The organism is Psychrobacter sp. Ps4 (assembly GCF_022129285.1).
GTDB lineage: Bacteria > Pseudomonadota > Gammaproteobacteria > Pseudomonadales > Moraxellaceae > Psychrobacter > Psychrobacter immobilis_A.
Map to the genome: position 1 here is coordinate 85,499 of NZ_JADQAK010000009.1, position 19,750 is coordinate 105,248.

17 protein-coding genes are annotated in these 19,750 nt (G+C 42.3%); 13 read left to right on the forward strand and 4 right to left on the reverse strand.

The annotated features are described in order from the left end of the window. Nucleotides 1–67 precede the first annotated feature (67 nt). From I3252_RS07160 to I3252_RS07215, 12 genes are all read left to right on the forward strand, one after another. Nucleotides 68–1,084 carry a glycosyltransferase family A protein gene (locus I3252_RS07160; RefSeq protein WP_238034695.1) on the forward strand — a complete coding sequence of 339 codons (1,017 nt, stop codon included), beginning with the start codon at nucleotides 68–70 and terminating at the stop codon, nucleotides 1,082–1,084. Further along, on the forward strand, nucleotides 1,077–2,267 hold the full coding sequence (locus I3252_RS07165; protein WP_238034696.1) for a hypothetical protein: 1,191 nt from the start codon (nucleotides 1,077–1,079) through the stop codon (nucleotides 2,265–2,267). Before I3252_RS07160 ends, I3252_RS07165 begins: the two co-directional genes overlap by 8 nt. A 13-nt stretch (nucleotides 2,268–2,280) precedes the next feature. Further along, nucleotides 2,281–3,363, forward strand: a complete 1,083-nt coding sequence (locus I3252_RS07170) for a polysaccharide pyruvyl transferase family protein (protein WP_238034697.1) — start codon at nucleotides 2,281–2,283, stop codon at nucleotides 3,361–3,363. Then, nucleotides 3,360–4,352 carry a glycosyltransferase family 2 protein gene (locus I3252_RS07175; RefSeq protein ID WP_238034698.1) on the forward strand — a complete coding sequence of 331 codons (993 nt, stop codon included), beginning with the start codon at nucleotides 3,360–3,362 and terminating at the stop codon, nucleotides 4,350–4,352. Before I3252_RS07170 ends, I3252_RS07175 begins: the two co-directional genes overlap by 4 nt. 67 nt (nucleotides 4,353–4,419) lie before the next feature. Beyond that, nucleotides 4,420–5,514, forward strand: coding sequence for a glycosyltransferase (locus tag I3252_RS07180; RefSeq protein ID WP_238034699.1), 1,095 nt, complete (start codon nucleotides 4,420–4,422; stop codon nucleotides 5,512–5,514). 187 nt (nucleotides 5,515–5,701) lie between these two features. Beyond that, the gene (locus tag I3252_RS07185; protein ID WP_238034700.1) at nucleotides 5,702–6,742 is read left to right on the forward strand and encodes an EpsG family protein; all 1,041 of its coding nucleotides are present in this window, start codon (nucleotides 5,702–5,704) and stop codon (nucleotides 6,740–6,742) included. Beyond that, a complete protein-coding gene (locus I3252_RS07190) occupies nucleotides 6,742–7,605 on the forward strand; it encodes a glycosyltransferase family A protein (protein ID WP_238034701.1) in 864 nt (287 codons plus the stop codon). The genes I3252_RS07185 and I3252_RS07190 overlap by 1 nt, the downstream gene beginning before the upstream one ends. A 57-nt stretch (nucleotides 7,606–7,662) precedes the next feature. Next, the gene (locus tag I3252_RS07195) at nucleotides 7,663–8,832 is read left to right on the forward strand and encodes a glycosyltransferase (RefSeq protein WP_238034702.1); all 1,170 of its coding nucleotides are present in this window, start codon (nucleotides 7,663–7,665) and stop codon (nucleotides 8,830–8,832) included. Beyond that, nucleotides 8,829–9,440 carry a sugar transferase gene (locus I3252_RS07200; RefSeq protein ID WP_060490613.1) on the forward strand — a complete coding sequence of 204 codons (612 nt, stop codon included), beginning with the start codon at nucleotides 8,829–8,831 and terminating at the stop codon, nucleotides 9,438–9,440. The genes I3252_RS07195 and I3252_RS07200 overlap by 4 nt, the downstream gene beginning before the upstream one ends. Before the next feature lie 10 nt (nucleotides 9,441–9,450). After that, a complete protein-coding gene (locus tag I3252_RS07205) occupies nucleotides 9,451–10,650 on the forward strand; it encodes a DegT/DnrJ/EryC1/StrS aminotransferase family protein (protein WP_238034703.1) in 1,200 nt (399 codons plus the stop codon). Between the two features lie 311 nt (nucleotides 10,651–10,961). Further along, on the forward strand, nucleotides 10,962–11,840 hold the full coding sequence (gene folD, locus I3252_RS07210) for a bifunctional methylenetetrahydrofolate dehydrogenase/methenyltetrahydrofolate cyclohydrolase FolD (RefSeq protein ID WP_238034704.1): 879 nt from the start codon (nucleotides 10,962–10,964) through the stop codon (nucleotides 11,838–11,840). 99 nt (nucleotides 11,841–11,939) lie between these two features. Continuing rightward, a complete protein-coding gene (locus tag I3252_RS07215; RefSeq protein WP_045451736.1) occupies nucleotides 11,940–12,458 on the forward strand; it encodes a phosphate-starvation-inducible PsiE family protein in 519 nt (172 codons plus the stop codon). Nucleotides 12,459–12,542: 84 nt separating this feature from the next. On the opposite strand, the gene I3252_RS07220 is transcribed toward I3252_RS07215, so the two are convergent. The 4 genes from I3252_RS07220 to I3252_RS07235 form a co-directional block, all read right to left on the reverse strand. Continuing rightward, the gene (locus tag I3252_RS07220) at nucleotides 12,543–14,000 is read right to left on the reverse strand and encodes a di-heme oxidoredictase family protein (RefSeq protein ID WP_238034705.1); all 1,458 of its coding nucleotides are present in this window, start codon (nucleotides 13,998–14,000) and stop codon (nucleotides 12,543–12,545) included. A gap of 234 nt (nucleotides 14,001–14,234) precedes the next feature. After that, nucleotides 14,235–15,944: a chromosome condensation regulator RCC1 gene (locus I3252_RS07225; protein WP_238034706.1), complete on the reverse strand. Its 1,710-nt coding sequence runs from the start codon at nucleotides 15,942–15,944 to the stop codon at nucleotides 14,235–14,237. A gap of 290 nt (nucleotides 15,945–16,234) precedes the next feature. After that, complete coding sequence (corA, locus tag I3252_RS07230) at nucleotides 16,235–17,449, reverse strand: magnesium/cobalt transporter CorA (protein ID WP_201539563.1); 1,215 nt, start codon at nucleotides 17,447–17,449, stop codon at nucleotides 16,235–16,237. A gap of 74 nt (nucleotides 17,450–17,523) precedes the next feature. Then, nucleotides 17,524–17,913 (reverse strand): DUF2237 domain-containing protein, encoded by a 390-nt coding sequence (locus tag I3252_RS07235; protein WP_238034707.1) that lies wholly within the window; start codon nucleotides 17,911–17,913, stop codon nucleotides 17,524–17,526. Between the two features lie 479 nt (nucleotides 17,914–18,392). Here I3252_RS07235 and I3252_RS07240 point away from each other — a divergent pair, with 479 nt between their 5' ends. Then, the gene (locus tag I3252_RS07240) at nucleotides 18,393–19,700 is read left to right on the forward strand and encodes an ATP phosphoribosyltransferase regulatory subunit (protein WP_238034708.1); all 1,308 of its coding nucleotides are present in this window, start codon (nucleotides 18,393–18,395) and stop codon (nucleotides 19,698–19,700) included. Nucleotides 19,701–19,750: the final 50 nt, after the last annotated feature.

Genomic DNA, 19,750 nt, shown 5'->3' on the forward strand with positions numbered 1-19,750 from the left:
ATGTTTTTTGACTGCTTTGAATGTCACAAAGGATATGTATGAGAAGTCTCAACTTGAGAGGCTCACTATGATTTCAGTTATTATCGCCGCATTTAATGCCGCTGCTATTATTGATCGTTGCATCAACAGTATTGACGTTGCGAAAAAGAGTCACGACATTGAGCTGATAGTCATTGACGATGGCTCTAAAGATCATACTGCTAGCCTATTGCATAGCTGGTCAAATGCTAGGTCATGGATTACGGTGAAATATCAAAAAAATGCAGGCGTGGCAGAGGCTCGTAATACTGGGCTCGATATAGCAACCGGCAATTACATCGTTTTTATAGACGCGGATGACACCATTGATGATTGGTATTTTGATTTTGTCTTTGATCAAGCTGTAGATCGAAATGTCGAGATGTTGGCATTTGGTCATAAACGCATGATGCTGGATGGCTCTGTTATTGAGCGTCCTAATAGTGCGGCAGAATACTCACGGCAAGATATTGAAACGCTACAACTGAGAGTGACAGAGAATAGACATATATATTGGTACGCCTGCACCAAGGTGTATAGCAAAAACTTAATCGCAGAGCTGCGTTTCGATAGCGACGTCAAATTTGGTGAGGATGGTATTTTTAATATCGCATGTCTAAGCAAAGCGAATCGTTTGTCGGTGCTGCCAGACTGTCCATACAACTACTATGAAAATGCGACCTCTATAACAAGCTCACAATACAAATCAGGGCTTTTGGAGTCCATTGAAGCGGACTATACAGCCAGAGTCAGGATACATGATTGGTCGATCAGTGCTACTGAGAAGCAAGTGCTATTATCGGACTTTGCTCGTAGTTATGTCGAGCATATGCTGCCATATTTACTTAACAATTTGGCACATATCGATATGAAAAAGCGTCGTGCAGAGCTGGTTAAAATACGCCAGTCTTTTGTTTATCAGAACTGTTTGCCGCATTATTATCAACGACATCCAGCACGCGGCATTCGTGTATTGATTTTATGTTTTTCACGGCGTTGGTATGTTATGACGCTGGTTTTTCTTCAACTGTCTTGGTCTAAAGAAAAGGTGAAAAAATATGCTTAATATTGATTTGTTGCCTCAGCCTTTACGCAGTGATGAAAAGGGTCAAAAGCGCTGTTGTTTGCTGCAACAGACAACAGCTAGCGGGCAAATGACTGAGAAGGCATTGTGGTTTGTATATCCAGCGAACTTGCCAATGCCAGAAGACGATGATTGTGATGCTTATTTACTGGCCACATTGTTGCCCGCGATGCAGATGCGAGCAGCCATTCATGTGCATGGTAGCGTGTCGCATGAGCTATTAGCCAACCTGACAGAGCTACAGTATGTTTGGAATAAGTGGTTACCAGAGCGTTATTTTTTGATTGATATACAAGTTGATCGTATTAGAGAGAGCGACGTACAAGTAGATGGTGCGATTGCTGCATTTTCTGGTGGCGTTGATGCTCAGTTTACCGCTTATCGTCATGCGACAGGCAGAGCAGGATACGCCACACGAAATATTAAAGCAGGGGTTTTTGTGCATGGCTTTGATATACCTTTAGAGGATACAAAAGGCTTTGCCAGTGCAGCAAAAATAGCGGCAAACACACTCGCAGATATCAATATCGAGCTATTGCCAGTTGAGACAAATATTCGCACGCTTTGGTCTATCAACTGGGAAGACTATCATGCTGCTGCTATTGCCTCAGTATTATGCGGCTTGAAACGATATGCAGGAATTGGGCTCATTGGTAGTGGTGATTCTTATGATGTATTAATTAGTCCTTGGGGCTCACACCCAATCACTGACCCGCTGCTAAGTTCTGGCGACTTTAGACTCATTCATGATGGTGCAGGTTTTAGTCGGTCAGAGAAGCTCCAAGCACTTGCAGAATGGCCATTGGGTATAGAGAATTTACGTGTCTGTTGGGCTGGAGATAAGCATGATAGCAACTGCGGTCGCTGTGAAAAATGTGTTAGGACGCGTCTCAATTTTTTGGTTGCAGGTATAGATAACCCTCAATGTTTTAGCGAGCCCATGGACTCATCACTTTTTAAATCAATGGCTCTAAAGGGCAGGGCTGTCAGCATAGATTGGAAGTTAATTCGTCATGAGATGATTAAAACGGGTAGAGGTCTTGAATGGCTGCCATACATTGAAAAAGCACTCAAACGTAAACCGCCTCCTAACTTGAATAGATTGTTTCCTGTTGGCTCAAGGCGTCGTATGTGGGTGAAGAAGCTGTTAATGAGAAACAAATAAGGGAGCATTAAAAATGAATATTGCTGCTATAAAAAAGCTCATACCACTCAAACTAAAGAAACATTTAGCCGCTTATATGGGGGCGAGAGGTTTACCGTTACCAACTGGTAAACGGTGCTTTATTTTTCTTGCCGCCGACTATGGCAATATTGGTGATATTGCTATTTCTCACGCGCAAAAGCAGTATTTGCAACGTGTGCTGACGGATTATGATGTTGTTAGTGTTGCTATCAGTCAAACCAGATTTGTACTCAATTCCATTAAACAGCAAATAAAAGAGACGGATATCGTCACTATCATCGGCGGCGGTAATATGGGTGGCACGTATCCTGATATTGAGGAGCTGCGCCAATTAGTCATCAAGTCATTTCCTGCCAATCGTATCGTTTGTTTTCCTCAGACACTAGATTGGAATGATTATATTCAATCTAAACGTGCCTTGCAGCGTATTGTAAACGTCTACGCCAAGCATCCAGATATACATGTTTTTGCCAGAGAGTCGATAACAGCGGCAAAACTCATCGAGCTTTTTGCTGAGTACAGTAATGTGCATATTGGTCTCGTACCAGATATTGTGATGAGCGCTAATGCAACAGTGCTGGGTACGACAGATTGCTTAGCGCCTTCAGGTATTTTGCGCTGCTTACGAGATGACAAAGAAGCCGCACTATCAGCTGAGCAATACGCCATGATAGACAAAGCCTTGGCAGATACTGGCTATCAGATTGAAAAGACCGATACACATGCTGGTGGTTCGCAACTCGATGAGGCACATTGCACAAAATTACTGACTGACAAGCTTAGTCAGTTTCGTGCTGCAAAATTGGTCGTGACTGACCGGCTGCATGGCATGATTTTATGTCTGCTATCGGGTACGCCGTGCTTGGTACTCCCGAACTCCAATCATAAAATAAGACAGACGCAGTTGGACTGGTTAGGCAGTCATCCAAGGCTGGTGTTTTTAGAATTGGAAGAGATTGCTGATATTGCAACATTCATCGATAGCCTTTTGTCCCTGCCTCACGGTACGATGGATGAGTCTCCAGTTAATATAGCTGAGTACGATGACCTAAAAAAAGCGCTAGTAGCGATATGACGACTATCGAAACGCCATTAGTAAGTATCATCGTACCAGTGTATAACGTTGCGTCATATATCGATGCTTGCTTGGCATCCATTAAGCAGCAGACTTATCAGAATATTGAAATTATCGTTGTAGAAGATTGCTCCACTGATGATTCAAAACAAGCACTTGCGTCACATCTCATAGATGAGCGCATCAAAGTCATTCCGCATCATGAAAACAGCGGTCTTTCTGCGGCTCGCAATACTGGTATCAAGTCTGCGATAGGCAAATACATGATGTTCGTTGATTCTGATGACATTATAGACACTCGCTTGGTGGCAGCGTGTGTGGATTGTGCGCTCACCACGAATGCAGAGGTTGTAACATATGGCTTTACACCGTTCAAAGATGGCATCACAAAGACAGATCTGCCGTATCCCGCTAGAAATTTAGCATTTGAGGCAACCAAAATAGACGGCTCATATTTTAGCTTACCGCATTTTGCATGGCTCAAATTTATTAAATCTAGCGTAGTGCGGTCGGCCTCGTTACAGTTCCCAGTGGGTCTGTACTACGAAGACTGGCCTTTTCATTGGCATCTTGGCTTAGCTACTAATATTAAGTATCACCTGCCCATTGATTTTTATCTATACAGACAGCGTGGCACGTCGATCACAGGGTCAACAGATAAAAAACTATTAGACCTTTTCGTTATCCACGCAGAAGTCATGAGTTTAGTAGAGGACTATCAAGCGGATGAGGTTAAAAAAACACTCGCCAATAAAATTAAACAAAGTCATTGGAGTATCCTTACTCGTATAGATAATGACTATTTAGCAGCTGCAGTAGCACAAGCTAAAAAAGCAGATAAAACGTTACGACTAAAGGGTTATAAGAGCGATTTGACTGTAAGAAATATAATGATTAGTAATATATTACGTATGCCGACGCAAGTTGCCTTGCTGATGTTACAGGTGCTTCGTCAAGCGCTAGGCAAAAGAGCAAGGGTTAAAGATTAAGAGCAAACAGACTCAGAATAGTTTTGAAAAATACGTTTGGTTTTATGGCTTCTTAATAGGTAAAGAGATGACTGTTCAGAGAGTGCTACACATCGTGGGGAAAATGGATCGGGCTGGGGCAGAGACCATGCTCATGAATCTATATCGTCATATAGATCATAGCCAGATTCAGTTTGATTTTATCACTTTTACCGACGAGGTCGGTGACTATGATGCTGAAATAATAGCGCTGGGCGGTAGGATTATACCGATTTTAGCGGATCATTCATTAGCGCGTATGTGGAAGCTTAAAAACTTCCTTAAACAACATCCTGACTATCAAATCATTCATGCTCATATGCTATTAAACAATGCTTTTCATCTGCTGGCTGCTAAAGGTGCTGGCGTGCCGCATCGCATTTCACATTCTCATAGCACCAGTAATGGTAAAACCAATATTGTTAAAAAAATATATGAACAGTGGGCATTAATCAGCAATCGTAAATTGGCCACGGATAAAATGAGTTGCGGTGAACAAGCGGCAAATTACCTATTTGGCAGCATAAAAGATGTGTGGCTATTGCCCAATGCTGTTGACATACAGCAGATGATGACAGTCGCTAACCAATCAAGACAGTATATCGACCAAGAATTTGGCGATGAGGGGCTAAAAATCATCCAAGTTGGTCGTCTAAATGAGGTTAAAAACCATCAGTTTTCTTTAGAGGTCGCTGAGCAGTTAAAAAAACGTCAAATCGCTTTTACCTTATATATTGTTGGGCAAGGTTCATTGGATATGAGGCTCAGGCAACAAGTAGCAGATAAGTCACTCCTAGATACGGTCAAGTTTTTGGGGATGCGTACGGATATCACAGAATTAATGGCCAGCGCCGACTATATGATCATGCCTTCGTTACACGAGGGTTTCCCTGTCGTCTTGGTCGAGAGCCAAACAGTGGGGTTAAAGGCGTTGGTTTCTGACCAAGTATCACCTGAGGTAGATTTAGGACTTGGATTAGTACAGTTTTTACCGATTCACTCAGCCAAGGATTGGGTTGATTGCTTATTAGCGCCTAAACAGCCAAAGCCCAATGAAAAAGACATAACCACAGCGCTGAATTTATATGGATTTAGTGCTGCTACCAACGCGCAAATACTAATGCAAAAGTACTTGAGTATGTGACGGAGTGGTTGCTTCTTATTTATAGTCGTTTCAAGGTAGTTTGGACGGAATTAGAAAAAAAGCGAGGTGGCTAGGAAGGCTATAGTTATATAGGTACTGGACGGTACAAAAGATACTAGACGGTGTAAACCTGCCACCATATCCGATTTATATAGGATTGACGACATCTACTTTTATAGAGGGTTAAATGCTTCCATACCTGCTGGTTCTTAGCCTTGTTATTTTTTGGATCGTACTGGAGAAAAAATCTCTCAATCGTACGTCTTTTTGGCTGCCTCTAATTATATTGACATTGTTTGCAGGCCTTCGTAGCTACCGAGTCGGTACGGATACAGGAAACTATACGAGAAATTTCAACAGTCAATTGAATGCCGAGTACTTTAGGTTCAATGAAGATATTGAGTTCGGTTATCAGTTATTAGAGTATGCGTTGTTACGTATGACCACTCATTATTTTTGGCTGCTTGTCATTACCAGTTTAATTATTGTCTATTGCTATCTTAGAGTGATTAAAAAGTACAGCGTAAATTATTGGTTTTCCGTATTTTTATTTATTACGTTGGGCGTTTATACTTTTTCTTTTAATGGACTGCGTCAAGGATTGGCAATGGCGATCTTTACCTTGGCCATTCCTTATCTGTTAGAAAAACGATTTATTCCATACCTGCTGATTTGTGCAATTGCTTCATTGTTCCATGTAACCGCATTATTTATGATTCCATTTTATTTCATCGTTAATTTAAGAGTAAAGCCCTTATATAAAATTTTGGCAACATTCTTAGGGTCGCTATTAGTGAGTGGGGTGTTGGTCGCTTATATATCTTCTACTAATGATAGATATGAGGGTTATGCGAAAGCATCCGATGAAGCAGGCGGATTTTTAACGCTTGGTTTTTATACAGCTATCATGGTTTTAATTATCTTGGTCAGTTATCTGTATAAAATTAAAGACAAAGATTTTCAAAAATTAATAACATTTTATGCATCAGGCGTGGTTTTTATCATACCGTTAGCGATGTTGGGCACCAGTCCTTCAGGTCCTCAAAGGCTGCTTGCGTATTTTACATGGATATTGGTTTTGATACTGCCTATAGTTTTAAAAAGAATTAATAATATTTATTTATATATAGCGAGTATCGTTATTTTTCTCATGTATTTTGTCTTGACGACATCGAGATTTAGTAACTTGAGTCCGTATATTATCAATCCGATATTTGAGGTTTTCTAATGAAAAATCAGACATATATATCCATTGGTATTCCCATTTATAATGCTGAAGCGTACTTGGAAGATGCTATCAAATCCATATTGGCTCAAACGCATGAGTTATGGGAGCTTATATTGATCGACGATGGTTCTACTGATGCGTCGTTGGCCATCGCCAAGCGTTTTGAAGAGTCTGACCATAGAATAAAGGTCATTGCTGATGGCATAAACAAAAAACTGCCTGCTCGATTAAATCAGCTTATTGAAGAAGCGAACTATGATTATATAGCGCGCATGGATGCCGATGATCTCATTCATCCAGATAGACTAGCGATTCAATTAAGTTTTTTAGAAAAAAATCCAGATTATGATTTGGTTTCTACAGGTGTCGTGTCTATTGATAATTTTAATAAAGTTTATGGTTGCCGTCATGTCGATCAAATTTATACAGAATTTAAAGAAATAGCCGCGGCTTATCCTATTGTACATGCTGCTGTTTTAGCAAAAAAGAGTTGGTACGAACGAAATAAATACAATGAAAATTATCCAAGGTCTGAAGATTACGATTTGTGGTGTAGAGCTATCTCAAATCAAGATTTAAATTTAGCGGTATTGCCTGATTTATTATACTATTATAGAGAAGAAGGGAATTTATCATTATCTAAAATAACCAGATCATACAAAGACAGTTTTAAAACGTACTGTGAATATAAAGGAAACAGTTATTTAGGTTCTTTGAAATTATCAGCAAAACTGATAACAGTTACTTTTTTAGATTCGATAGGATTATTACAAAAAATAGCCAATAAAAGAAATAAATTAACAATATCTGACACGCTAAGAAATCGTCATCAGTCAGTGGTAAATAGTATTTGTGCTAAATGACATTGTTTATAAAACGTCACTGATAAAATAATATATAAAAAATACTGAGGTGCTGAAATGACATTAAAGATATGCTTTCTAATGACAGATGCGGTGTCATTTAATGTGCTATATCGTGATCAGCTTGAATACATTAGAGATCACGCGGATGTTGAGATCACCTTAATCTGCGGTGGCGATAAACAGCAGTTAGATATTTTACGTGAGCGCAAAATAGGCAAGGTGATTAATTTAAATTTTCAGCGTAAGCCTTCTTTGTTTAAAGATGCTCAGTCACTCGCGCTTTTAACCCGTTATATGCTATCGAATCGTTTTGATGTGGTGGTTTATTTAACGCCTAAAGCCTTGTTGTTAGGGAGTATCGCAAGTGCTGTTACATTGCAAAAGAGACGAATTGCTTTTAGCGTGGGTAGAGCCTATGAGAATTTCTCAGGTTTAAAAAAGAGGGTGTTTCAGGGTCTGGATATATTAAGCTTTGGCTTATCTCACGAGGTTTTATTTGTTTCTGAGTCTTTGCTCAGCGTATGCTTAGCAGAAAATATCCTCAAAAAAAGCAAGGCAACTGTCATTGATAATGGCTCATTTAACGGCATCGATACTGATTTGCTGCAACCTGTAGTTCAGCTAGAACAAGAAGCATTAAAAAAGAAGTACAAGATACCTGATAATACCTTTGTGATTTGCGTGGTAGGACGAGTTTGTGATGATAAAGGCTTCAAAGATATTGAGTATATATCCGAAAAACTAAGAGAAGAAAACGTCTACTTTATGTTCATAGGAGACTGTGAAGACGACGTAGGAAAAGTAGTTGTTGAGAAAGTTGTCAAAGATAATAGAGGTGTGTATATACCAGCCAATCCAAATGTACACGAGGTTTTTCAGTGTGCTGATTTACATTTATTTTTGAGCTATCGTGAAGGGTTTGGCAGTGTTGCTATTGAAGCCGCAAGTTGCGCCGTTCCAACCTTTGCCTATGATGTCGTTGGTGTAAAAGATAGTGTCAAAGAAGGTGTCAGTGGTAGAAAATTCAATTTTAAGGATATGTCGTCTGTCGCCGAATCAATCCGCGATGCCGTTACTGATAAGGAATTTGAAAAGAGATATCCTGATGCAAGAGACTGGGCCATTGCAAATTTTGAACGCAAGCAATTGTGGCAAAGTTATTTAAGTTTTTATTTACGTAATAGGGATGACCGCGTAAACGACAAAAGGCGGGCTACAAAATGATAAAGCGACTATTTGACATTACGGCGGCCACGGCGGCCTTGGTAATATTATCTCCTGTTTATGCTATTACGGCTTATAAAGTCAAAAAAAACTTAGGATCACCAGTGATATTTAAACAAACTCGCCCTGGTCTAAATGGCAAGCCGTTTGAGATGATTAAGTTTCGCTCGATGAAAGATGCTATCGATACAGAGGGTAATCCTTTAGAAGATGATGAGCGTTTGACGGCATTTGGTAAGACCTTGCGTAATAGCAGTCTCGATGAGCTGCCTGAACTATGGAATGTGATTAAAGGCGATATGAGTTTGGTGGGGCCGCGACCACTATTAATGGAATATCTGCCCCTATATAATGATGAGCAAGCGCGTCGCCACCGTGTACGTCCGGGTATTACGGGATACGCACAAGTTAATGGTCGCAATGCGATTGGTTGGCATGAAAAATTTACGCTCGACACATGGTATGTCGATCATCAGTCATTATGGTTAGACATTATGATCTTGGTTAAAACAGTAAAAAAAGTCATTATCAAAGATGGCATTAGTGCTGATGGTGAAGCGACCATGAGCAAATTCACAGGTAATAGCGTCGATAAAAACACGCTTTGATGAGGAACGCATGCTAAATACTCCTTTTTCACCTTGGCCTAGTTTTACTCAGCAAGAAGCGGATGCGGTCAGTCAAGTATTGTTATCCAACAAGGTCAATTATTGGACAGGGCAAGAATGCCGTCAGTTTGAAGGGGAATTCGCTGATTGGGCGGGTAGCAAATACGCGATTGCATTGGGCAACGGAACTTTGGCATTGGACGCGGCATTGCAGGCACTTGGTATAGGTGTGGGTGATGAAGTTATCGTGACGCCACGTACTTTTATTGCCAGTATCTCCTCAGTGATTAATGCAGGCGCGACGCCCATTTTTGCGGATGTTGATGAGGCGACAGGGAATATCACTCCAGAGTCGATAGCGGCGGTATTGACGGACAAAACCAAAGGCATCGTCTGTGTGCATTTGGCAGGTTGGCCCTGTGATATGGATGGCATCATGGCACTGGCAGATCGGCATAACTTATATGTCATTGAAGACTGTGCCCAAGCGCATGGTGCACGCTACAAAGGTCGTAGCGTTGGCAGTATAGGTCATATTGGCGCGTGGAGTTTTTGCCAAGATAAGATTATGACCACAGGCGGCGAGGGCGGCATGGTCACCACCGATGACGAGCAGCTATGGCGAAAAATGTGGGCGTATAAAGATCATGGCAAAAGCTATGCGGCGGTCTATGAGACCGAGCAGCAGCCCGGCTATAACTGGCTACATGAGAGCTTTGGCACCAACTGGCGTATGACCGAGATTCAAGGCGTGATTGGGCGTATTCAATTGGCACATATGAGTGATTGGATAGCGAAGCGCCGTGCTAATGCTCAAGCGATATTAGAGGCATGTGCTAAATGGGAAGAAAAAGGCTATCTATCGGTGCCGACATTAGAGCAAGATTATCAGTTTCAAAACTCTACCCATGCCTATTATAAATTGTATGTTTATGTGCAACCAAATAACCTAGCTGAGGGCTGGACACGTGATCGCATCATTGAAGAAATAAATGCGCTAGGCGTGCCTTGCTATTCAGGGTCTGCCTCAGAGGTATATTTAGAAAAAGCATTCGATGATACAGGCTTGCGTCCAGAAAACAGACTGCCAATAGCAAAACAATTGGGAGAGACCAGCTTAATGTTTTTGGTTCATCCTACCTTAACCACTGCCGAAATCGCGCAAACGGTAGATGCAATCGATCGCGTGTTTGTTTCAATGATTCAGTAATGTGAGAATATCGCTTATTAAGGCGTGTTGATTATTTATAAGGTGTTGCAGCTATTAACTTTTATTTTTGATTGGACTTTCTTTCAAAACAGTAAAGGTTGTCAAGGTTGCATCGGTAATGACATGAGATTGCTAGATTGGCGAGTGATAGAAATTTATAAGTATCCAAGTCTTATCTCACGCTAGGATTTTTTAGCCCAGACAGGTACAATATCAGTCTTAATCATACATTGATCAAGCATAAGACAGGCATGCAAATAGTTGCGGGCGCTGTCTTTCTTTTTTTTATCGCACCCTCTATTGGAGTTACTATGTCAACTGCCCAAGGATCTGCTACCGTTTTGGACGGTAAAGCACTTGCTAAACAAATAGAACAGCAACTGAGTACGCGTGTAGACGCTATCAAGAATAAAACAGGACGCACCCCAAGCTTAGCGACGATATTGGTCGGCGACGATCCCGCTTCTGCGACTTATGTACGTATGAAAGGTAATGCTTGTAAACGTGTTGGCATGGATTCTATACGCGTTGAGATGCCAAGTGCGACAACCACTGAAGAGCTGATGGCAAAAATAGATGAGCTTAATAGCAATCCAGACGTCCATGGTATCTTGCTACAACATCCAGTGCCTGCACATATCGATGAGCGTGCTTGCTTTGAGCAGATTGACTTAGCAAAAGACGTTGATGGTGTGACCTGTCTTGGCTTTGGTCGTATGGCGATGCAGCAGAGCGCTTATGGTTCATGTACCCCGCAAGGCATCATGCACTTATTAGCGCATCATAATATCGAGCTTGCTGGTAAGGAAGCCGTAGTTGTAGGTCGCAGTGCCATTTTGGGTAAACCAATGGCGATGATGCTATTGAATGCCAACTGCACCGTAACGATTTGCCATTCAAGAACGCAGGATTTAGAGTCTCATATTAAGCGTGCGGATATCGTGGTTGGGGCAGTGGGCGTGCCTGAACTGATCAAAGCTAGTTGGATCAAAGCGGGCGCTGTGGTTATCGATGCAGGTTTCCATCCGACTGACAATGGCGGCGTTGGTGATATCGAATTGCAAGGTGTTGAAAACATCGCCAGTGCTTATACGCCTGTACCGGGCGGCGTGGGTCCAATGACCATTAATACCCTCATTCGCCAAACCGTTGATGCGGCTGAAAAATCTGCCGGTTTGAATATCGGCTAAAAAGAGAGTCATACGAATACTGATTGCCGATAAATAAGGGGCCTGAGGTAATATATACTCAGGCTAAATCAACCACATCTCAGTTGATAGGACCTAAACATGGCTAAAAAAAACGTAGGTGTTCATGAGCGACTACAAGGTATCGGTAGAGAGTTTGTCGATGTCTGTCATTACGTTATTTTATTTCTAATCAGTGTGGTTGTTGTTTGGACCGCTGGCAAAGAGTTCGTTGGTATTGTTCAAAAAGGCTCAGCGGATTTAAAAGACATATTGATGTTGTTTATTTACCTTGAGCTGCTGGCTATGATAGGTATTTATTTTAAAACACACCGTCTGCCGGTACAGTTTTTAATATTTATCGCGATTACTGCTTTGTCCCGACATTTGGTGGTTGATGTACAGGCGGTCTCAGACTATTTCCATTTATGGCTGCTGGCGACAATTTCTGTGGCCATTATGCTATTGAGCGGTTCTATCGTAGTACTAACTTGGACAGCAAAAACGTTTGGCCGTCCAGAGGACAATCTAGATAAACAGCATGCAAACTTAACGATTAAAGCGCTGTTACCTGATAATGCTCAAGCGCCTGATAGTCATACCAAGCATCGCCGTGAATAACTATTGAATAGCAGCAAAAAAAAGGGTTACCACTGGTAGCCCTTTTTTTTGCCTTCTTAACTCTCATATTTTATTGTTTGAGCGTTAAATGCCCTTTAAGAAGGTCATTAATGTTTGTTTTTGCGTAGCGGATAACTGTGTAAAGCGCGTCTTTGTACCTTCTGCTTCACCACCATGCCAGAGTATCGCTTCAGTCAAGCTGCTGGCACGACCATCATGCAAAAACCGCGCTTCTGGATCACGTGCCACAATGCCAATTCCCCACAATGGCGGTGTACGCCACTCAAAGCTTTCTGCATTTTTCTCTTTCACGCTATCATCTAGTCCAGCGCCCATATCATGCAGTAATAAATCAGTATAAGGATAAATGTTTTGCTGTGATAGGAGCGGGAAGCGATCACTATTGCCTGTTTTTTGCTTGGGTGTGTGACAGCCAGCACAGCCGACTTGTGCAAACAGTTGCGCTCCTTTATTAAAATCTGATAAATCGTCTATTCGTCTTTCAGGTACGGCAAGGGCGGTCATAAAATCAGTCACAGCGTCTAGACTGCTGTCTGAGACTTCTGGAGAGCCGCCATTCGCTGCTGTCCAACAAATAGGCTGATTTACCGTACAGTTAGGATCCATAAATACCGAGGTGGTCAAACCCATATCTTGCGACATGGCATTGGCGTTTTGGGTACGCAGGCTTGAGTTAATCGCCTTCCATCCAAAGCGGCCAATGCGCTGCTGTTTGCCATCTTGTACCCAATGTACGCGGCCACTGATACCGTCTTGATTGTTATCATCAGGGTCAGCTGCCGCAATGATATTCGCTTCAGGAATCAGGTCGAGCAAGCCCATGCCGACCAATTGCGGTGAGATACGTCCGCTAATCGCTGTATTTCCTAAGGGTTGATTAGGGTCAGTTGGAGTAAAGCTAAACTGTATGCCAGCAGGCTTGTCATTTTGACTGGGCATTGCTGCGTAGCGCATGCTCCCTTCGGGATTGATACTTGTGGCAATACTTTGATGCTGCATCTGTTCACCGTAATAAGCATGTGCCAAGCCTTGCTTATCACCCAACCGGAATAAAATCGCATCACTCAGCTGACCATTGGCTGCATAAATAGGTTTGCGACCTTCAGCGCTATGGCATTGGGTACAGGCATTAGCATTTAACAGTGGCCCCACACCATCGAACAGTACGCGACCCTCATTTGCTGGTGTCCACTCGGTGATAAATAACTCACGTCCAGGCGACACCCCGCCTAAAGCGCTGCTCGGTAGGTTGGGCATGATTTGTAAAAAAGGCTGTGATCCATTGGCGGCAATCGTAGCACTGCCACCTGCTGGCTGCCAGTTGGTATCGATTTCTGGAGTGTCAGGAGTAGTGGGTACGTTAGTATCGCCATCATTACTGGAATTATTTGAATCATCTGAGCCACCACAAGCAGTGAGCAGCAGCGCGATACTTACACTGAGTAGTGTGTTACGTATGATGGGAGGTAATGTATACAATGAAGAATTTGATATGGTTGACGAGTTTGATCGTAAAAACATGGGCTGACCTGAAATGGCTAAAATATAAGGGGTTAGGGTGTATCTTCATCGTCAGCCTATTTAGAGAGCTGTCGATTTAATTGAGGATATCCTGAGGATTGTGCGATAAGCTACCGCGCAATAGTTAGGCGTATTGACTCAAACAAGCAGCATAAACGAGGCTGCTTGTTTGAGAATTTTATGATAGGAAATTCAACCAACTATGCACTGTTCGCTTCGTCATACTTAAAACACTTATAGCTGACTAGGTAAAGCAACTGGGATAGGGTTGTTGTACATCCAAATATGAGTGGTGTCTTTGTTGCCGAGTGAGCCTTCAAAGCTCCAGCCCCACGTAAATAAATGACCAGCGTTCAGCGTATTATTATCTTGGTCAAACGATTTTTCATGAGCAATCAGATGCATGGCACCCATGGCCATATTATCGATATTCTTTAGATTCGGCAGCTTATTGGTTGGTTCATCTAGGTCGTTGTAAATGGTCTTGCCTGCGCCATTTGTCTCCCCAAACATGCCCCATGCATAGAGAATACCATCTGTTTCTGATGAGCCATTATTAGTGGCGACATTATCCAGTAACGCATAGCTGGCATTGCCATTGGCATAGACGCGGCGAACTTCTTTATCTGTAAACCAAGGCAGTTTGGTCGGTGAGGTAATGACATCTGCCCATGCCTTTTCGCTGCCATTAAATGTCTCACCATTGTAGCCCAATTGACTAGTGGCATTTAAGCCCCAGCCATACACTGCGTCTTTATTGGTCAATGCTAAGATATGGTCTTTGCCAGCCGTCAATTGGGTCACTTTTTCTACATCTATAGCGGGTTGGTCGTCAGCTTTTAGAGTGGCGTCATCTGTCTTAGCATTAATGGCGTTATTAATCGTTTCATTAATGACATGAATACGTACAGGGGTTGCATTGACGTTGATACAGTTGGTTGTAGTGTTACAGACTTTGCCTTTGCCAAGGTTGGCGTAAGCATCGCTGCCCCAACCCCAAACCTGACCTTTGTCATCTAAGGCATAAGAGCTATTGCCACTGACAACCACCTGCACGATATGTCCTGTCTCTGTGGCTGCTGAAAAGTCAACTTTGACAGGGGTGCTGCTATCGGTGCTGGTATTATTACCAAGCTGACCGTACCCATTGGCACCAAAGGCCCAAACCGTACCCTCTTCGGTCAATACCAAGTTATGGCTATAGCCGGGTGCGACCATGACGGCATTTTCGATACCTTCGATCGCGCTGATATCCAAACGACAGTCTGCAGTCTTGCTACAGTCATTACGACCCCCATCACCGCGACCCAGCTGCCCGTATTTGTCTTCGCCCCAACTATAAACTTGACCATTTTGAGCAATAGCGAGTGAATGATTTTGATTAAAGCCAATAGATAACAAATCTTTTGGTGCGCTGTTCATTAGCATCGGCGTGTCTGGATGTCCCATAATATCGCTGATTTTTGTGGTCAGACCGAGTCCTGTCTGACCATAGTTGTTGCGACCCCAACCATATAGCTGACCATCACGCAGGGCAGCGGTATGCGAACCACCTGCCGCTATGGTATCGCCTACGTAGATGGTTTTGGTTGAGCGCATGATATTACCAGCATTGTCTGTGGCTTCTAAGACAATGGTATTGCTACCTAGCGTTAATAAAATACGATCATCAAAATAACCATCAGTATCTAGCGTTAGCGCTTGGGCTGATTCGTTATTATGCATATAAGTCAATGATTTGACGCCGCTGCTATCTTGTACTTGTCCTGAGACAAATACCGCTGCAACCGCGCTATAGCCATCAGTAAAGTTGCTATCAGTGGTTAGTAGTGGCGGTGTCCCATCTATGATAGCAGTGGCTGTGTCGGAATCACTGCCACAAGCAGTAAGAATCAAGGCTGCGGTAACGACCGCGACAGCTTGAGTAAGACGGGATAAACGCATAAAAACCTCGATAGATGCAAATTGACAATATGTCAGTATGCCAGCCGTAAAATAACAAAACCGTCCCATACAAATCCGACGGTTGTAGGATTTGTGATATTGACCGAGTCAATCGTATATGATGGCGTTGGAATAGTAGAAATGGCGGCAAGAGTTTAGCAAGAATAAATGTGAATAGTATTACAAATAAGAATTATTATCAATAATAAAGTAAAAAACAGCACCACCAAGGATGCTGTTTTTAAAAGCTGAACGCTGACTATCAATGAAACATCAACTATAAATTTTAGTTATAACCATTTAAGTCTTTTAAAATTGTAATATAAATAGCCACATAATGATCCAATGATGAGCATGATGACAAAGTAGGAATATTGCCAATGCAGCTCGGGCATGAAGTCAAAGTTCATCCCATAGATACCTGCAATGGCCGTCGGTACAGCTAAAATACCTGCCCAAGCAGCAAGCTTACGCACCACCTCGTTCTGTCCCATATTAACCATGGCCATATAGGTATTCATGACCACACTCAGCATCTCATTTAGACCATTAATGGCGTCTAATGAGTGTAGTAAATGGTCATTGACGTCGCGGAAGTAGGGCTTAGCGGCTTGAGAAAACCCAGAGACCATCTCGCTTTTTTTATGATTGATAAAAAAACTACAGATATCCTGTACCGGTAAAATAATCGCCCGCATGTGTACGAGTTGCGATTTGAGCTCATAAAGGTTTTTTAATGTACCTTTATCAAACTCATAGGTAAACACGTAACGTTCTTGCTCACGCAAATAGCGACCTAAACGATCGGTAATCGGCATATAATTATCCACGATAAAATCGAGAATAGCATGCAGTACAAATATCGGTCCCATACGCAGCTTTTCAGGTCGACGATGACAATGCTCACGGACAGGTGCATAGGAGTTGGATGGACCATTACGGATGGTAATCAGGTAGTTTTTGCCCATAAATATCGCGGTGGTGCCATAGCGAATGACATTGTCCTCAAGCTTAGCGGTACGCAATACCACAAACACCATGTCATTGTCATAGTTCTCGACTTTGGCACGCTGGTGATCGGCAAATGCATCCTCAATCGCCAGTTCATGTAGCCCAAAGGCTTCTTTGACTTTGACCATGGTTTCTAGGCTTGGATCATAGAGACCAAGCCAAATAAACTGACCATTATTATTTAAGGCACGACTAACATCGTTTAGCGCCAATTTATCGAGATTTTCACCCGTTTTACGTGAGTAAGCATAGCAATTGACGACTTCATCGGCACTGGAAGAGTCAATATCTTCATAGCGTTCAGAGTCAGGATCGTAGACCGTCATGGTCTCGATGGTGTCCTCAGTGGTGGTATCAGCATCGCCATAGATATAGCTGTCGTCATTGTCTAGATAGAGATGTTCATCATTCATATCGGCGTAAATACGATTGATATTAGAGTTAGGTGCAATACGCGCGGTTTTTTTTATCAACTGGTCGTTATTGTTTTCCATACACCCTCCCTTTATAAAGTAAAAAACGTGTCACAATCAGAACTTATAATGATTGTTGTTAATAATGATCGTTATTAAAGGGCGTAACTTTTCAAAGTATCAATATCGACCAAGCTCAATAAGCTTTCGTGGCAAGCTTCTAGTTTGATTTGCGGGGCAATATCAAAGTCCAAAGCTTCAACCCAGCGTAACGCACAAATGCACCAATAATCACCAGGCTTGAGGCCAGAAAATCCATACTCAGGTAGCGGCGTAATCAAATCATTGCCGCGACTGGCAGAAAAGTTCAAAAACTCGCTGGTCATCTTGGCGCATACGGTGTGCTGACCAACGTCATGGTTGCCAGTATGACAAAAGCCGTTGCGGTAATAACCGGTAATAGGGTCAAAGCAGCAGCTGGCAAGTGCCGTACCTAAGACATTGGCTTGATTGTTGGCAGGGTTTGGGTGGTAATCAAATGACATAAGGCTTCCGAGATAAAAATATGGCTTAGTGTACCATGAGTCGGTATCGAAGGCGTTGTTCTCACTTTGCTCATTATTTTCTTTGTGATATAAAATGATGGTAACCATTTTTGAGTCAACGATTACTTATATAGTCTATAGATAACCTTCATAGATTAAGTGCTAATAAGACGTAATTAGATAGTAATTGTGGCTAATTGTCACTAGGCGAACCTTGGCTGCTATGCTAAACTAAAGCATAAAGTGCCTTGATTATTTAACGCCGTTTATTAGCGCATAAAGATACTCGTCTTATCATTCTAAATTATACTTATTACTCACCCTTTTGCGGCTACCTAGTTTGTTTATTAATAATTGGGTCAATGATGTTGCGCGTTAAAAATAAAAATGCATGGCGTCAATGCAATTGTAAATATAACCTTTAAGTACCGCATCAGTACCGCGTTTTTGGTAAGCGATACGCCAAACAAGGATTTATTGTGTCTGTCAGTTCTGATTCTGCAAAACTTGCCCAGTTAAATACGACTAATGAAGCGGCGGCTCAGCCTGCTGAAAACACTGCTACCTCTACTAGCATGCCATATTTAAACAACCTTGCCAGCGACGTTGCCAATAGCTGGTTGTTGCCTGATGGGGTGGTGGATGTGCTGTTCGAAGATGCGCGTAAGCAAGAAGTGCTTAGGTATCAGCTGACTCAGCAGCTTATTGCTCATGGTTATCAGTTGGTCAATCCACCAATGATTGAATTTACTGAATCATTGTTGAGTGGCGCCTCAGAAGATTTAAAGCGTCAAACTTTCAAGATTATCGATCAGCTAACGGGTCGCTTGATGGGTCTGCGTGCGGATATTACCCCGCAGATTTTGCGTATTGATGCGCATTGGGGCGGTACAGGTATTGCACGTTATTGCTATGCAGGTGATGTGATTCATACCTTGCCATCAGGATTGTTTGGCTCACGTACGCCTTTGCAGCTCGGCGCTGAAATATTTGGCTGTGCTTCACTTGCCGCAGATATTGAGCTGATAGATGTGTTGTTTGGCATGATAAATAAGCTAAATATGAGTGCTGCACTACATATAGACTTGGGTCATGTGGCGATATTCAAACGCTTGGCTGAGTTGGCAGCGTTGTCTGATAATGACACTGAGCAACTCATGCATTTATATGCCAATAAAAATCTACCAGAGCTAAAGCGTGTCTGCCAGTTATTGTCAATGGGTGATGATTTTTATGCATTGGCACGTTTTGGTCATGATATTACCAATCTATTGGCGAGATTGTCAGAGACTGCACAGCAGGACACGCAAGTCGCGACTGCTATCAATGAATTACAACGTCTAAAAACACATCTACAAGACCAGTGGCAATGCCCTGTGAGTATCGATGTGACGGAATTATCAGGCTATCATTACCACACGGGTATTGTGTTCAACGGCTATATCAATAGTGAGACGCAACCTCTGGTACGTGGCGGTCGTTTCGATGGTATGCAAAGCGGCAATCAGTTAGCAGTCAATCAGCCACGTGAAGCCACTGGTTTTAGTATGGATGTCAGTCGTTTGCTTGCACACACTCAGCTTGAGGCGCCAATCATCGTATTGGTCGACTATGAAGCATTGAGCAGTGCGAACCAAGAACAGAGACAGATACTGCTACAGCAGGTTGAGAGTTTACGTGAGCAAGGCTATCGCGTCACCATGCCATTGAATGCAGAAGATAGTCCCTCTGATATGACGCATCGTTTGAGCTTTATAGATAATCATTGGCAGTTACAGAGTATTTAAGCATTAGTTTTTAATATTAATATTATTACCATTTTTTAACGTCTTTAAAA

Coding starts and splice junctions, on each gene's coding strand:
- I3252_RS07160 (WP_238034695.1), top strand. CDS start 68: ATGATTTCAGTTATTATCGCCGCATTTAATGCCGCTGCTATTATTGAT.
- I3252_RS07165 (WP_238034696.1), top strand. CDS start 1,077: ATGCTTAATATTGATTTGTTGCCTCAGCCTTTACGCAGTGATGAAAAG.
- I3252_RS07170 (WP_238034697.1), top strand. CDS start 2,281: ATGAATATTGCTGCTATAAAAAAGCTCATACCACTCAAACTAAAGAAA.
- I3252_RS07175 (WP_238034698.1), top strand. CDS start 3,360: ATGACGACTATCGAAACGCCATTAGTAAGTATCATCGTACCAGTGTAT.
- I3252_RS07180 (WP_238034699.1), top strand. CDS start 4,420: ATGACTGTTCAGAGAGTGCTACACATCGTGGGGAAAATGGATCGGGCT.
- I3252_RS07185 (WP_238034700.1), top strand. CDS start 5,702: ATGCTTCCATACCTGCTGGTTCTTAGCCTTGTTATTTTTTGGATCGTA.
- I3252_RS07190 (WP_238034701.1), top strand. CDS start 6,742: ATGAAAAATCAGACATATATATCCATTGGTATTCCCATTTATAATGCT.
- I3252_RS07195 (WP_238034702.1), top strand. CDS start 7,663: ATGACATTAAAGATATGCTTTCTAATGACAGATGCGGTGTCATTTAAT.
- I3252_RS07200 (WP_060490613.1), top strand. CDS start 8,829: ATGATAAAGCGACTATTTGACATTACGGCGGCCACGGCGGCCTTGGTA.
- I3252_RS07205 (WP_238034703.1), top strand. CDS start 9,451: ATGCTAAATACTCCTTTTTCACCTTGGCCTAGTTTTACTCAGCAAGAA.
- folD (WP_238034704.1), top strand. CDS start 10,962: ATGTCAACTGCCCAAGGATCTGCTACCGTTTTGGACGGTAAAGCACTT.
- I3252_RS07215 (WP_045451736.1), top strand. CDS start 11,940: ATGGCTAAAAAAAACGTAGGTGTTCATGAGCGACTACAAGGTATCGGT.
- I3252_RS07220 (WP_238034705.1), bottom strand. CDS start 14,000: ATGTTTTTACGATCAAACTCGTCAACCATATCAAATTCTTCATTGTAT.
- I3252_RS07225 (WP_238034706.1), bottom strand. CDS start 15,944: ATGCGTTTATCCCGTCTTACTCAAGCTGTCGCGGTCGTTACCGCAGCC.
- corA (WP_201539563.1), bottom strand. CDS start 17,449: ATGGAAAACAATAACGACCAGTTGATAAAAAAAACCGCGCGTATTGCA.
- I3252_RS07235 (WP_238034707.1), bottom strand. CDS start 17,913: ATGTCATTTGATTACCACCCAAACCCTGCCAACAATCAAGCCAATGTC.